The organism is Pseudomonas sp. GNP013 (assembly GCF_054343995.1).
Genome location: NZ_JBTGUT010000001.1, coordinates 1,694,708 through 1,709,831, shown reverse-complemented (window position 1 = coordinate 1,709,831; position 15,124 = coordinate 1,694,708). Strand labels below are relative to the sequence as shown.

Here is a 15,124-nt window from a genome sequence, read left to right as displayed (position 1 = left end):
CTTGTCCTGCGCTGGGCTGCGCAGCAGCCCCAAAACCAGACGCTGAGCCGTATCAGGTAAAACGCGCTTTCCTTGATTGGGGGCGCTTCGCACCCCAACGCGGGGCAAGTCCTAATGCCGTTCAGTCAAGCGCGGATTCCCTGTGGCGAGCAGGCTTGTCCTGCGTTGGGCTGCGCAGCAGCCCCAAAACCAGGCGCTGAGCCGTATCAGGCACACCGCGTTTTGCTCGATTGGGGGCGCTTCGCACCCCAACGCGGGGCAAGCCCGCTCGCCACAATAAGCCCACAAAACCCTGGGTTGCCATCAAGAGGCGATGTCAGACCTGGGATTGGGCGCCTTCGAACCATTTGAGTTTTTCACGCAACACCACCACCTCACCCACGATCACCAGTGTCGGCGCATGCACTTCATGCTCCGCCACCATGCGCGGCAGGTCGGCGAGGGTGCCGGTGAATACGCGCTGGTTGGCGGTCGTCCCCTGCTGGATCAACGCAGCCGGGGTGTCCGGCGCGCGGCCATGCTGGATCAGCTGTTCGCAGATGATCGGCAACCCAATCAACCCCATGTAAAACACCAGGGTCTGCGACGGGCCGACCAGGTCCCGCCAGGGCAGGTCCGAGGTGCCGTTCTTCAAATGCCCGGTGATGAAACGCACCGATTGCGCATAGTCGCGGTGGGTCAGCGGAATCCCGGCATAGGCCGCGCACCCGCTGGCCGCAGTAATGCCCGGCACCACCTGGAACGGGATGCCATGGGCCGCCAGCTCTTCGATTTCTTCCCCGCCACGTCCAAAAATGAACGGATCGCCCCCCTTGAGGCGCAGCACGCGCTTGCCCTGTTTGGCCAGGCTGACCAATTGCTGGTTGATCTGCTCCTGCGGCACCGCGTGTTCAGCGCGGCGCTTGCCAACGTAGACACGCTCAGCATCGCGACGACACAGATCCAGAATCGCCGGTGCCACCAGGCGGTCATACAGCACCACATCGGCCTGCTGCATCAGGCGCAGCGCGCGGAAGGTCAGCAGGTCCGGATCGCCCGGGCCGGCGCCTACCAGATACACTTCGCCCGGCGCATAAGGCGGCGCACCGTTGACCTTTTCGATCAACAGGCGCTCGGCTTCAGCCCCCTGCCCGGCCAACTGACGGTCGGCAATCGGGCCTTGAAACACCTCTTCCCAGAACGCACGGCGTTGCTGCACATCCGGGTACAAACCTTTGACCTGAGCGCGAAAGCGTGCCGCCAGGCCGGCCAGTTGACCGTAAGTCGATGGAATCCAGGTTTCCAGCTTGGCGCGAATCAACCGCGCCAGCACCGGCGCATCGCCGCCGCTGGACACTGCGATCACCAGCGGCGAGCGGTCGACAATCGCCGGGAAGATCACGCTGCACAACGCCGGCGCATCCACCACATTGACCGGCACACAACGGCGCTTGGCATCATTGGACACTTGCGCGTTCAACGGCTCGTCGTCGGTGGCCGCAATCACCAGCACGCAACCGTCGAGGTCAGCCTCCTGATAACCGCGCAGCACGACCTCCCCGCCACTGCCCAGCACCAGTTCACGCAACTGACCTTCGACCTGGGGAGCAACCACCTGCAGCAACGCACCGGCTTCGGCCAGCAGGCGGGATTTGCGCAAGGCAATTTCCCCACCGCCAACCACCAGTACACGACTGCCGCGCAGGTTATGAAACAGCGGCAGAAATTCCATTTAACCGATGACCTCGACACCCGCCATGTAAGGCTTGAGCACCTCCGGCACGCGGATCGAACCGTCTGCCTGCTGGTAGTTTTCCAGCACGGCCACCAGGGTACGGCCAACGGCCAGGCCCGACCCGTTGAGGGTGTGCACCAGTTCCGGTTTGCCGGTTTCCGGGTTACGGAAACGCGCCTGCATACGCCGCGCCTGGAAATCGCCGCAGTTGGAGCACGACGAAATCTCGCGGTATTTGTCCTGGCTCGGCACCCACACTTCCAGGTCGTAGGTCTTCACGGCGCTGAAGCCCATGTCGCCGGTGCACAGCGCCAGCACACGATAAGGCAACTCCAGCAGCTGCAGCACGCGTTCGGCGTTGGCGGTCAGGCCTTCAAGGGCCTCCATCGATTTGGCGGGTTCGACCACCTGCACCATTTCGACCTTGTCGAACTGGTGCTGGCGGATCATGCCGCGGGTATCACGACCCGAGGCACCGGCTTCGCTGCGGAAACACGGGCTGTGGGCGACGAATTTGAGCGGCAGCTGCCTGGCGTCGAGGATCTCGCCGGCGACGATGTTGGTCAGCGACACTTCGGCGGTCGGGATCAGGTACAGGTCGGCTTCGCCATCGCGGCTGATCTTGAACAGGTCTTCTTCGAACTTGGGCAACTGGCTGGTGCCCATCAGCGCTGGCGCCTGCACCAGGTAAGGCGTGTAGGCTTCCTCGTAACCGTGCTCGGCGGTGTGCAGGTTGATCATGAACTGCGCCAGGGCGCGATGCATGCGCGCAATCGGGCCGCGCAGCAAGGCAAAGCGCGCGCCGGACATCTTCGCAGCGGTTTCGAAATCCAGGCCGCCGGTCAATTCGCCCAGGGCGACGTGGTCCTTGATCTGGAAATCAAACGCTTTGGGCGTGCCCCAGCGACGCACTTCGACGTTGCCGTCTTCGTCGGCGCCAATCGGCACTGACTCATGAGGGATGTTGGGGATGCCGAGCAGGATCGAATCCAGCTCGGACTGGATCCTGTCCAGCTCGACCTTGCCCTCGGACAGCTCGCTGCCCATGCGCTCGACGTCCGCCATCAACGGCGCGATGTCTTCGCCGCGCTGCTTGGCCTGGCCAATGGATTTGGAGCGCGCATTACGGTCAGCCTGCAGTGCTTCGGTGCGGGTCTGGACGGTCTTGCGCTGTTCTTCCAGCGCTTCGATGCGCGCAACATCCAAGGCAAAGCCACGGGATGCCAGGCGGTCCGCTACGTCCTGAAGGTTGCTACGTAACAGTTTGGAATCGAGCATGTCGGTCTCTCGTTTATCAAAGTTTGGTCAAGGACAGGCCGGCCCAGGTGGCGAGCAGCCCGCCGAACACGCTGATGCCCAGGTACCCGAAGGCGACCAGGGCCTGGCCGCTTTCCAGCAGGCGCAGCGTGTCCAGTGAAAAGGATGAAAAGGTCGTCAGACCGCCTACAAAGCCGACAATCAAGCCGGCGCGAATCTCAATCGGCACATCCGGACGCAACAGGAACCAGCCGTACAACAGCCCGATAATCAGGCACCCCACCAGATTGACCGCCAGGGTCGCCGCGTAAAAATGCTTCGGCCAGTTGGCGCTCACCCACGTCCCGGTGGCGAAACGCAATAATGTACCAGCGATGCCGGCAGCGGACACGGCAAGAATCGTCTTGAGCACTACTTTCTCCGTTGCCTGGGGCTGAGACGGTCGAGTTGAGCGAGGTGATTGAGCTTTTCGCCGATCTTCAGCTCCAGGCCACGGGGCACCGGCTGGTAGAGCGGCAATGGCTCAAGCTCATCGGGGAAATAATCTTCGCCGGCGGCGTAGGCGTCCGGCTCATCGTGGGCGTAGCGGTATTCATCGCCGTAGCCCAATTGCTTCATCAGCTTGGTCGGCGCATTGCGCAGGTGCATCGGCACTTCGAGGGAGCCGTGTTCGGCCGCCGCGCGCAATGCCGACTTGAAGCCCATGTACACCGCATTGCTTTTTGGCGCGCAGGCGAGATACGTGATGGCCTGGGCCACCGCCAACTCCCCTTCGGGGCTGCCGAGGCGCTCCTGCACGTCCCAGGCGGCGAGGCACAGACTCAGGGCGCGCGGGTCGGCGTTGCCGATGTCCTCGCTGGCCATGCGCACCACACGCCGCGCCAGGTACAGCGGGTCGCAACCGCCATCGATCATCCGCGCAAACCAGTACAACGCGCCGTCCGGGTTGGAGCCGCGCACCGATTTGTGCAGCGCCGAAATCTGGTCGTAGAAGGCTTCGCCGCCCTTGTCGAAACGTCGACGCGTATCGCCCAACAGGCTTTGCAGGAGATCGACGCCAATCTCGCTGCCGTCTTCGGCCAGGTCCGAAGCGTTTTCCAGCAGGTTGAGAAAACGCCGGCCATCGCCATCGGCGGCGGTGAGCAAAATCTGAAAGCCTTCGTCGCTGACGCTCAACTGGCGCTTGCCCAGGCCCTTGTCTTCGCCCAGGGCGCGCTGCAACAGCTTCTGCATGGCGGCGGCGTCCAGGCTCTTGAGCACATAGACCCGCGCCCGCGAGAGCAAGGCGTTGTTGAGTTCGAAAGAGGGGTTTTCGGTGGTGGCGCCGATAAAGATCAGCGTGCCGTCCTCGACGTAGGGCAGGAACGCATCCTGCTGCGACTTGTTGAAGCGATGCACTTCGTCGACAAACAGGATGGTGCGCTTGCCGTACTGGCCGGCCTGCTGCTTGGCGACTTCCACCGCCTGGCGGATTTCCTTGACCCCGGCGAGTACCGCCGAGACCGTTTCAAAGTGAGCGTCCGAGACCTTGGCCAGCAGCCGCGCCAGGGTGGTCTTGCCCACACCGGGCGGCCCCCAGAAGATCATCGAGTGCAGCGCACCCTGCTCCAGGGCTTCGCGCAGGGGCTTGCCGCGCGCGAGCAGGTGTTCCTGACCGACATACTCATCCAGGTTGGTCGAGCGCAGGCGCGCGGCCAGGGGCTGGGCAATCGGATCACTTCGAAACAGGTCCATGGGCAGCGTTTGTAACCTCTGGGCAGTTTATTCCTGGATCACGTCGGCACCCTTGGGGATGTCGAACTTGAACCGGGACGCAGGCACCGGCGTATTGGCCTTGACCCCGGTGAACAGGATATCGGTGCGCTGGCCGACGCTGTCGATCAGGCGCATGTTGTTGATCACGCCATTGCCGAACGACAGTTGCAGGCTGTCAAACAGCGTGTCTTTGGATTTTGGCTTGAGGGTGAACTCAATCACGTTGCTGGTTTGCTTGGAGGTGATGTCGAAGCTGTCGTTGATTTTCGACACATCACCGGACAGCAGCAGCGCCGGGGTCTGATTCAGCCGCGGGTCGAGCTTCTTGATGGTCGCCTGCTCCAGGTCCGGGTCCCACAGCGTGACCTTCTGGCCGTCGGAGACGATGGTCTGCTCGGACTTGCCTTCGGTGTGCCAGTAGAACAGGCCGGGGCGCTGCACGGCCATCTCGCCGGCGGTTTCCTGCAAGCGGGTGCCGCCGGCGTCCAGGGTCAGCTGGGAGAAGCGCGCGGTGAGGGTCTGGGATTTGTCCAGCAGGTTTTTCAGGCTGGCGACGGAGGCCGGGTCGGCGTGGGCCGAAACAGCAGTCAGGGCCAGGGCCGGCAACAACAGCATGCGGATAAGGCGCATGGGAGTCCTCATTGAGTAATCAGGGCGCGCCGCGTGCTGCCACGCGGCGCGAGGTCAGTCGCGCGCCTGCCCGGGGGCAATGACTTCACGCGAGCCGTTGGTGTTCATTGCGGTGACGACGCCGGCGTTTTCCATCGATTCGATCATGCGCGCGGCGCGGTTGTAGCCGATCTTCAGCTTGCGCTGCACGGCGGAGATCGAGGCGCGACGGCTTTCCAGCACGAAGGCCACGGCCTCGTCGTAGAGCGCATCGGTTTCGGCATCATCGTCGCCACCGCCGCTGCCGCCGTCGAAGCCGCTGCCGGCCTCTTCCACACCGGCGAGGATGTCGTCGTTGTATTCCGGCGCACCGCGCAGTTTCCACGCTTCCACCACACGGTGCACTTCATCATCGGACACGAAGGCGCCGTGCACGCGAATCGGCAGGCTGGTGCCGGGCGGCATGTAGAGCATGTCGCCGTGGCCCAGCAACTGCTCGGCGCCGCCCTGGTCGATGATGGTCCGTGAGTCGATCTTGCTCGACACCTGGAACGCCATGCGGGTCGGAATGTTGGCCTTGATCAGGCCGGTGATCACGTCCACCGACGGGCGCTGGGTGGCGAGGATCAGGTGGATACCGGCGGCACGCGCCTTCTGCGCGATCCGCGCGATCAGTTCTTCGACCTTCTTGCCGACGATCATCATCATGTCGGCAAATTCGTCGACCACCACCACGATGGTCGGCAGCTTGGTCAACAGCGGCGCCTCGTCGTGAATGCTTTCACGTTTGTACAGCGGATCGGTCAGCGGCGTGCCGGCGTCCTGGGCTTCCTTGACCTTGGCATTGAAGCCCGACAGGTTACGCACGCCCATCTTGGCCATCAGCTTGTAGCGCCGCTCCATCTCGGCCACGCTCCAGCGCAAGGCGTTGGCGGCGTCCTTCATGTCGGTGACCACCGGGCACAGCAGGTGCGGAATGCCTTCGTAGATCGACAGTTCGAGCATCTTCGGGTCGATCATGATCAGCTTGGCGTCGTCCGGGCCGGACTTGAACAGGATCGACAGGATCATCGCGTTCACGCCCACCGACTTACCGGAACCGGTGGTACCGGCCACCAGCAGGTGAGGCATTTTCGCCAGGTCCGTGATCACCGGCTTGCCGCCGATGTCATGACCCAGGGCCAGGGTGACCGGCGATTTGAAGTTGTCGTATTCCGGGGTCGACAGCACCTCGGAGAAGCGCACGATCTGGCGGTCCTCGTTGGGAATCTCGATACCCACGGTGGTCTTGCCGGGGATCACTTCCACCACGCGCACGCTGGTCACCGCCAGGGAACGCGCCAGGTCTTTGGCCAGGTTGGAAATACGGCTGACCTTTACACCGGCGGCCGGCTGGATTTCGTAACGGGTGATCACCGGGCCCGGGTGGATCGAGTCCACCGAGACTTCGACGCCGAATTCCTTGAGCTTGATTTCCAGCAGATGGCCGACTGCCGCCAGGGATTCCGGGGAATAGTTGAGTTGTTTCTTTTCAGCCGGGTCGAGAATCGAGATCGGCGGCAAGGTGCCTTCCACCGCGCTGTCGATGAACAACGGCGCCTGTTTCTCTTTCTGCACGCGATTGCTCGGCTCGGGAGCCTTTGTCGGTGCCGGGGCGATCACCGGCGGCACCTGCTTCTCGCGGTCCGACATGTGTTTGCTCAGGGCCTGCTCGCGCTCGATCAGGCGTTCCTTGACCTTGGCCTGCTCACGGCGGTCCGGCGTGGTCGGCGCGACCACCTCGTTGACGCGGGTGTCCACCTCGCGCAACTGCGCCACCATGCGTTTGCGCTCGACACGCGCCGACCACCAGCGGTTGGCGGCACCCTGGAACAGCTCCAGCAGGTCGAGGGTGATCTTGCCGGTCACGTCCATCACCTTGAACCACGACAGGTCGGTGAACACCGTGAGGCCGAACAGGAACAGCGCGATGAACATCAGCGTGCTGCCCTGGATATTCAGGCTCTTGCGTGCCAGGTCGCCGAGGCTTTCGCCCAGCGCACCGCCCGCACCCGCCGGCAGGCCGGTGGGCGCATGAAAGTGAATATGCGCCAGCGCGGCGCCGGACAGCACGAGGAATACCAGACCGATCAGGCGCCAGGAGAACAGCCAGCCGCTCCACTGCCACGGCTCGTGACGCTGGCGGAAGATCTGCCAGGTCTTGATCGCCAGCAGCAACGGGAAGATATAGGCGAAGTAACCCAACACCATGAACAGGATATCGGCGCTGTAGGAACCGGCAGGCCCGCCGAAGTTCTGCACGTCTTCGATCTTGCTGTTGTGGCTCCAGCCCGGATCGTCCTTGCCGTAGGTAAGCAAGGCCATCATCAGGAACAGGCACAGGGCACCGATGGCGATCAGCGCACCTTCCTTGAGTCGGTAGTGCAGGTGCTGGCGCCAGGCCGGCACGACTGCTGCTTTGGGTGTTGCGGCGGATTTCTTCAAAACGGGTCTTTTCCTGCGCCTTTGGCGCGTCCATCTGTTGAATGACTGCACATGCTGCCCAATCCGAGCAGCTGAAAAATGAACGAATGTCGGTAAATCTACTGTTAATACAGGGCGTTGGACAGGCGAAACGACGATAACGCCACGATGGCCGCATTGTACGGGTTTGCGTGCGTGATGCCACACACTTGCCCCTCACCCGCCAGCCTGGATAATTGGCGTGTCATGGCCTGTTCAATTTGAGCATGCATTGCCTTAGCTGACAAAGGCTTATGCGTGGTTTTTAGCATTCAAGGCAAGCTTGGCAAAGGGCCTGCATTGGCGCGACCCGATTACGACCGCACCCCTTGCGCAGAGTTGCAGAAACACTCGTTTACGCTAATACCCGACAATGTGCCCTTCGTACTGGCCGTGCGCTGCCACCTCGACAATAATCACCGCTCAAGCGGCAGGCGTCATATCTGCCACTCCCCTCCCCTTCTGCAAAGCCTGGATGCCATGCTGACCTGGTTACAACGCGACACCCTGACTTTTCCGCCGCTGGCCAAAGCCATGCGTGAACCCAATGGCTTGCTGGCCGCCGGTGGCGACCTGTCGGCCGAACGGCTGATCCAGGCTTACCGCCACGGCTGCTTTCCCTGGTTCTCCGAGGGGCAGCCGATTCTTTGGTGGTCGCCGGACCCGCGCACGGTGATATTCCCCGACGAACTGCATGTCTCACGCAGCCTGGGCAAGTTGCTGCGCCAGCAGCGTTACAGCGTGACGTACGATCAGGACTTCGCTGCGGTGATCCAGGCCTGCGCGGCGCCGCGCAGCTACGCCGACGGCACCTGGATCACCGAAGGCATCCAGAGCGCGTACCTGGCCCTGCATCAGCGCGGTTATGCGCATTCGGTGGAGGTATGGGACGACGATGAACTGGTGGGCGGGCTGTATGGCCTGGCGATGGGCCAGTTGTTCTTTGGCGAATCCATGTTCAGCCGCGCCGACAATGCCTCGAAATTCGGCTTTGTCACCCTTGCCCGGCAATTGCAGGCCTGGGGGTTCGTGCTGATCGACTGCCAGATGCCCAACGATCATCTGCACAGCCTGGGCGCCCGCGCCATCCCGCGCAGGGAATTCGCCGATTTCCTGCACAAACATCTGGATCAGCCCAACGCAGGCCCGTGGGTTTCCTAGGCGACATCCGCGCACCTGGCTTACACTTATTTCAACGCTTATCCCGAGGGTTGATCATGACCGAGCTGGCGCGCTTGAAGTTTTATGCCACTCAAGCCCACTCCTGCAGCTATCTGCCCGATGAGCAGGCCACCACGCTGTTCCTCGACCCCAGCCAGCCCATGGACGTGCATGTGTACGCCGACCTCTCGGAGATGGGATTTCGGCGCAGCGGCGATCACCTGTACCGACCACACTGCCAGCACTGCAATGCCTGCGTGCCAGCACGCATCCCGGTTGCGCAGTTTGTGCCGGACCGCAACCAGAAGCGCATTCTCAAGCGCAACGCCGACCTGACGGTGACGCCGGCCCTGCCCAGGTTCACCGAGGAATACTTCGACCTCTATCAGCGCTATATCGAACAGCGGCATGCCGACGGCGATATGTTCCCGCCCAGCCGCGACCAGTTTTCCACCTTTCTGGTGCGTGACCTGCCCTTTTCACGTTTTTACGAGTTTCGCCTGGAAGGCCGCCTGGTGGCCGTCGCCGTCACCGACTTGCTGCCCAACGGCCTGTCGGCGGTGTACACCTTCTATGAGCCCAGGGAAGAGCGCCGCAGCCTCGGACGTTTTGCAATCCTGTGGCAGATCGGCGAAACGCTGCGCCAGGAACTGGAGGCGGTGTACCTCGGTTACTGGATCAAAAACTGCCAAAAGATGAACTACAAGACCCAATATCGGCCCATTGAGCTGCTGATTAATCAAAGATGGGTCACGCTTAACTAGAACCCCTTGGCTTGAACACTCTTTTTCGGGCACAATGCACGCCGCTTTTGCCTGGCGCAGTTGCACCGGGCCATTCACTGGATACCGAGGGCTTTACTGCATGTCGAAAGAAGACAGCTTCGAAATGGAAGGCACTGTCGTCGACACCCTGCCCAACACCATGTTTCGTGTGGAGTTGGAAAATGGGCACGTCGTAACCGCGCATATCTCCGGCAAGATGCGCAAGAACTACATCCGTATTCTTACCGGTGACAAAGTGCGCGTCGAGCTGACGCCCTATGACTTGAGCAAAGGGCGCATCACTTACCGCGCTCGCTAAGCAAGTCAATACAAAACGCCCGGTTATGCCGGGCGTTTTTGTGTGTGCGTATTATTTATTTACCAACACCACCCTCCCACATTTTTATCTCTGCTGTGCTGAAAGTGGATTGTAGACAGCAAAAAGGCGCCTTTCGGCGCCTTTTGTATTGCTGTGGAACGATCAGGCCATTTCTGCGGTGGTCTCGAACTCGAAGGTCAGCTCGCCATCCTTCAAATCGATATGCACCACCCCACCATGATCGGCCAGTTCGCCGAACAGGATCTCTTCGGCCAATGGCCGCTTGATCTTGTCCTGGATCAGACGCGCCATCGGGCGAGCGCCCATTGCCGCGTCGTAACCACCCTCGGCGATCCAACTGCGCGCCGCTTCCGTTACGTCCAACTGCACGCGCTTGTCTTCCAGTTGCGCCTGAAGTTCGGTAAGGAACTTGTCCACCACGCTTTTGATAACCTCATGGCTGAGGCGACCAAACTGGATGATGGTGTCCAGACGGTTGCGGAACTCCGGCGTAAAGCTCTTCTTGATCACTTCCATTGCATCGGAAGAGTGATCCTGATGACTGAAGCCAATCGAAGCCCGCGCGGCGGTTTCGGCACCGGCGTTGGTGGTCATGATCACGATCACGTTGCGGAAGTCCGCCTTGCGCCCGTTGTTGTCGGTCAGGGTGCCGTGGTCCATCACCTGCAACAGCAGGTTGAAGACTTCCGGGTGGGCCTTCTCGATTTCATCGAGCAGCAGCACGCAATGCGGTTGCTTGGTGATCGCCTCGGTCAACAGACCGCCCTGGTCGAAACCGACATAGCCGGGTGGCGCACCGATCAGACGCGAAACGGTGTGGCGCTCCATGTATTCGGACATGTCGAAGCGCACCAGCTCAATACCCATGGCCTTGGCCAGTTGCCGCGCCGCTTCGGTCTTGCCGACGCCGGTAGGACCTGCGAACAGGAACGAACCGACCGGTTTGTCCGGCGACTTGAGGCCCGCACGCGACAACTTGATGGCCGTGGACAGCGAATCGATCGCCGCATCCTGGCCGAACACAGTGAGCTTGAGGTCACGTTCCAGGTTACGCAGCAGCTCCTTGTCGGAACTGGTGACGTGTTTTGGCGGAATCCGCGCGATCTTCGCCACGATGTCCTCAACCTGAGGCACATCAATGCGCTTCACACGTTTTTCGACCGGCTGCAGGCGCTGGTAGGCACCCGCCTCGTCAATCACGTCGATGGCCTTGTCCGGCATATGCCGGTCATTGATGTAGCGTGACGCCAGCTCGGCCGCCGCGCGCAACGCCTCATCGGTGTACTCGATGCCATGGTGCGCTTCGAAGCGCCCCTTGAGCCCGCGCAGAATGCCGATGGTGTCTTCGACAGAAGGCTCGGAAACATCGACTTTCTGGAAGCGCCGTGCCAGCGCACGGTCTTTCTCGAAGATGCCGCGAAATTCCTGGAATGTCGTCGAACCGATGCAACGGATATCACCCGACGACAATAATGGCTTGAGCAGGTTGGAAGCATCCATCACCCCGCCGGACGCCGCACCGGCACCGATGATGGTGTGGATTTCGTCGATGAACAGAATGGCTTGCGGGCGTTTTTTCAGCTCGCCGAGCAACGCCTTGAAGCGCTTCTCGAAGTCGCCACGGTACTTGGTACCGGCGAGCAACGCGCCGAGATCAAGGGAGTAGACGACGCTGTTGGCCAGCAGATCCGGCACCTGGTTGTCGACGATGCGCTTGGCCAGGCCTTCGGCAATCGCGGTCTTGCCAACGCCCGCCTCACCCACCAGCAACGGGTTGTTCTTGCGCCGACGTGCAAGGATCTGCGCCACGCGCTCGACTTCAAGCTCACGCCCTACCAGCGGATCGATCCGCCCCTGGCGCGCCAGTTCGTTGAGGTTGCTGGCATAAGCGTCCAGCGGGTTGCTTGAAGAAGAAGACTCACCGCCCTCGTCGTCCTGCATATCCTGCTCACCCTCGGAATGATCGCCGTGCCCGGGCACCTTGGAGATACCGTGGGCGATGTAATTGACCACATCGATACGGGCCACGCTCTGCTGCTTGAGCAGGAACACGGCCTGGCTTTCCTGTTCGCTGAAGATGGCCACAAGCACATTGGCGCCGGTGACTTCACGCTTGCCGGAGCTCTGAACGTGGAACACTGCACGCTGCAAGACCCGCTGAAAGCCCAGGGTTGGCTGGGTTTCGCGGTCCTCGTCATGCACGGGGATCAGCGGCGTGGTGGAGTCGATAAACTCCTGCAGGTCATGCTTGAGTTTGTCGAGGTTGGCGCCGCACGCACGTAGAACGGTGGCGGCAGCTTCGTTATCCAAAAGTGCCAGCAGCAGGTGCTCGACGGTCATGAATTCATGACGCTTCGAACGAGCCTCCTTGAAGGCAAGATTGAGGGTGACTTCGAGCTCGCGGTTTAACATAGCTTCACCTCATACCCAAGTGGTCGGCGTTAACCGTCCTTCTCGATTTCACAGAGTAGCGGATGCTGGCTTTCCCTGGCGTACTGGTTGACCTGCATGGCCTTTGTCTCGGCGATGTCGCGGGTAAACACTCCACATACTGCTCGTCCTTCTGTGTGAACGGCCAGCATTACCTTGGTCGCCAACTCGCGGTTCAGGTTAAAAAACACCTCGAGCACTTCGACCACGAAATCCATCGGTGTGTAGTCATCATTGAACAAAACCACCTTGTACATCGGCGGCGCCTGTAAAGCAGGCTTGGCCTCCTGAACAGCAATGCCTGCAGAACCGTCGTCATCGTGTTGGTGATCCGGGCGATCCTGATTGAAGGTTAGTCGAATCTGGCTGATTGCATGCATGGAAAGAAAGGTTCGTCAGTGGTTCAATAACAGTGGTGGGGGCGGGCTGTCAGAATTTCAACTCCCGACGGCGGGTCGCCTTGACTATCGGCAAATCGGTGTTACAACCAATAGAACCCACAGTGGGTAAAAAAGGTCCGCGCAGTCAACCTTATTTATTCGGGTTAGGACGGATAAACTGGATGATACTCCAGTGATGGAGTCTGGTGCAGAGGGATATGGTATGTCTGGCGTCAAGATCAATGGCAAGGTCAAATGGTTTAACAATGCCAAAGGCTACGGCTTCATTAATGAAATCGGGAAAAATGAAGACCTCTTTGCGCATTATTCGGCGATTACCATGGATGGGTATAAAACGCTGAAAGCGGGCCAGGAAGTGACGTTTGAGGTTATCCAGGGGCCCAAGGGGCTGCATGCCGTCGCTATCTGTGCGGCTTGCGCGGCAGACTCAAGCAAAACCCACGACGAGGCACACGAGAAAACCGCTGACAACGAGGCCTCCCCATCAAAGGTTAAACAACCGGCCTGACCCGCCACCCCGGTACAGAGCCTAAAAAAACCGGCCACTTTGACTGAAAAGGTGGCCGTTTTTTTTGGGGCTGCTTACATATGCGAAATCAACGCCTCGCCAAAGCCCGACGACGACACCAGCGTGGCCCCGTCCATCAGGCGTTCGAAGTCATACGTCACAGTCTTGGCCGAAATAGCCCCGTTAGTGCCCTTAATGATCAGGTCTGCTGCCTCGGTCCAGCCCATATGGCGCAACATCATTTCCGCCGACAGAATCAGCGAGCCCGGGTTGACCTGGTCCTTGCCTGCGTACTTCGGCGCCGTCCCATGGGTAGCCTCGAACATGGCCACGGTGTCGGACAGGTTGGCCCCCGGCGCAATGCCGATCCCCCCCACTTCCGCCGCCAGCGCATCGGACAGGTAGTCACCGTTCAGGTTGAGCGTGGCGATCACGTCATATTCAGCCGGCCGCAGCAGGATCTGCTGAAGCATGGCGTCGGCAATGGCGTCCTTGACCACCACATTCCTGCCCGTTTTGGGATTCTTGAACTGCATCCATGGGCCGCCGTCGAGCAGGGTCGCGCCAAATTCCTTCTCGGCGATGCCGTAGGCCCACTCCTTAAAGGCGCCCTCGGTGAACTTCATGATGTTGCCTTTGTGCACGATGGTCAGCGACTCACGGTCATTGTCCACCACGTACTGCAGGGCCTTGCGCGCCAGACGCTCGGTACCTTCTTTAGAGACGGGCTTGACGCCAATCCCGCAATCCTGGTCGAAGCGGATCTTGGTGACGCCCATTTCCTCCTTGAGAAACTTGATCACCTTGATCGCTTCCGGCGAGCCGGCCTTCCATTCGATGCCTGCGTAAATGTCCTCGGAGTTTTCGCGGAAGATGGTCATGTCCACATCCCCTGGCTTTTTCACCGGGCTGGGTACACCTTCGAACCAGCGTACCGGGCGCAGGCACACGTACAGGTCCAGCTGCTGGCGCAGGGCCACGTTCAGCGAACGGATCCCGCCGCCCACTGGCGTGGTCAGCGGGCCCTTGATGGACACCACGTAATCCTTGACCGCATCGAGGGTTTCCTGGGGCAGCCAGGTGTCCTGATCGTAGACCTGAGTGGCCTTCTCGCCGGCATACACCTCCATCCAGGAGATTTTGCGCTTGCCACCGTAGGCCTTTTCAACAGCTGCATCGACCACCTTGATCATCACGGGGCTGATGTCGACGCCGATGCCATCACCTTCAATGTAAGGGATGATCGGGTGGTCAGGCACATTGAGCGAATGGTCTGCATTGACGGTGATTTTGTCGCCGACGGCCGGAACCTGAATCTTCTGGTATCCCATGCTGAACTCCATCTATGGATTGAACATCTGGCTGCGTTCGAGCCTACTCCAGATAAATGACACCTGACACCTGGCGCCCTGCTCATTTGCATCGAAAACAGCATCATTTGTCGCCTACAAGCTTTATACCCATGGCAAAATCGCCAATCCTGAGCACATCGCGCAACCTCAAGCCTGCCCCGCCCGCCTGCGACCTTTAGACCAATGGACGACACACCTTTTGTGTGAAGGCTCTGCGTGAGCATAGCGACCTATGTATAATGCCGCCGCTGACCCAAGAGTCACGACGGCTGACCGCTCTGGAACAGGTGCCTTCAGCTGCCGAGCCGGACTACTACAATAGTCCACCCGC

At 60.6% G+C, this 15,124-nt stretch carries 13 protein-coding genes; 4 read left to right on the top strand and 9 right to left on the bottom strand.

Translation table 11 applies throughout. From position 1 onward, the window contains the following. Positions 1–316: 316 nt before the first annotated feature. The 6 genes from cysG to ACXX81_RS07730 are packed head-to-tail and all read right to left on the bottom strand — an operon-like array spanning position 317 to position 7,819. Positions 317–1,711 carry a siroheme synthase CysG gene (cysG, locus tag ACXX81_RS07755; protein WP_209982811.1) on the bottom strand — a complete coding sequence of 465 codons (1,395 nt, stop codon included), beginning with the start codon at positions 1,709–1,711 and terminating at the stop codon, positions 317–319. Beyond that, entirely contained in the window at positions 1,712–2,992 is a 1,281-nt protein-coding gene (serS, locus tag ACXX81_RS07750) for a serine--tRNA ligase (protein ID WP_231422930.1), read from the bottom strand. A 16-nt stretch (positions 2,993–3,008) separates the two neighbouring features. Beyond that, positions 3,009–3,383, bottom strand: a complete 375-nt coding sequence (gene crcB / locus ACXX81_RS07745; protein WP_209982814.1) for a fluoride efflux transporter CrcB — start codon at positions 3,381–3,383, stop codon at positions 3,009–3,011. Further along, positions 3,383–4,705: a replication-associated recombination protein A gene (locus ACXX81_RS07740; RefSeq protein WP_209982816.1), complete on the bottom strand. Its 1,323-nt coding sequence runs from the start codon at positions 4,703–4,705 to the stop codon at positions 3,383–3,385. The genes crcB and ACXX81_RS07740 overlap by 1 nt, the downstream gene beginning before the upstream one ends. 27 nt (positions 4,706–4,732) lie before the next feature. After that, positions 4,733–5,356: an outer membrane lipoprotein periplasmic chaperone LolA gene (lolA, locus tag ACXX81_RS07735; protein ID WP_057007506.1), complete on the bottom strand. Its 624-nt coding sequence runs from the start codon at positions 5,354–5,356 to the stop codon at positions 4,733–4,735. A gap of 54 nt (positions 5,357–5,410) precedes the next feature. Then, positions 5,411–7,819, bottom strand: coding sequence for a DNA translocase FtsK (locus ACXX81_RS07730; protein WP_209982818.1), 2,409 nt, complete (start codon positions 7,817–7,819; stop codon positions 5,411–5,413). Positions 7,820–8,317: 498 nt separating this feature from the next. On the opposite strand from ACXX81_RS07730, the gene aat reads away from it, so the two are divergent. From aat to infA, 3 genes are all read left to right on the top strand, one after another. Further along, positions 8,318–8,998, top strand: coding sequence for a leucyl/phenylalanyl-tRNA--protein transferase (gene aat, locus ACXX81_RS07725; RefSeq protein ID WP_458571442.1), 681 nt, complete (start codon positions 8,318–8,320; stop codon positions 8,996–8,998). A gap of 56 nt (positions 8,999–9,054) precedes the next feature. Next, positions 9,055–9,762: an arginyltransferase gene (locus tag ACXX81_RS07720; RefSeq protein ID WP_209982822.1), complete on the top strand. Its 708-nt coding sequence runs from the start codon at positions 9,055–9,057 to the stop codon at positions 9,760–9,762. Between the two features lie 100 nt (positions 9,763–9,862). Next, complete coding sequence (gene infA / locus ACXX81_RS07715) at positions 9,863–10,081, top strand: translation initiation factor IF-1 (RefSeq protein WP_002553999.1); 219 nt, start codon at positions 9,863–9,865, stop codon at positions 10,079–10,081. Between the two features lie 162 nt (positions 10,082–10,243). On the opposite strand, the gene clpA is transcribed toward infA, so the two are convergent. Continuing rightward, on the bottom strand, positions 10,244–12,514 hold the full coding sequence (gene clpA / locus ACXX81_RS07710; protein WP_057007510.1) for an ATP-dependent Clp protease ATP-binding subunit ClpA: 2,271 nt from the start codon (positions 12,512–12,514) through the stop codon (positions 10,244–10,246). Positions 12,515–12,543: 29 nt separating this feature from the next. Then, positions 12,544–12,912 carry an ATP-dependent Clp protease adapter ClpS gene (gene clpS / locus ACXX81_RS07705; protein ID WP_057007511.1) on the bottom strand — a complete coding sequence of 123 codons (369 nt, stop codon included), beginning with the start codon at positions 12,910–12,912 and terminating at the stop codon, positions 12,544–12,546. Positions 12,913–13,135: 223 nt separating this feature from the next. Here clpS and cspD point away from each other — a divergent pair, with 223 nt between their 5' ends. Beyond that, positions 13,136–13,441: a cold shock domain-containing protein CspD gene (gene cspD / locus ACXX81_RS07700; protein WP_209982824.1), complete on the top strand. Its 306-nt coding sequence runs from the start codon at positions 13,136–13,138 to the stop codon at positions 13,439–13,441. 74 nt (positions 13,442–13,515) lie between these two features. On the opposite strand, the gene icd is transcribed toward cspD, so the two are convergent. After that, on the bottom strand, positions 13,516–14,772 hold the full coding sequence (gene icd / locus ACXX81_RS07695) for an NADP-dependent isocitrate dehydrogenase (protein ID WP_458571441.1): 1,257 nt from the start codon (positions 14,770–14,772) through the stop codon (positions 13,516–13,518). Positions 14,773–15,124: the final 352 nt, after the last annotated feature.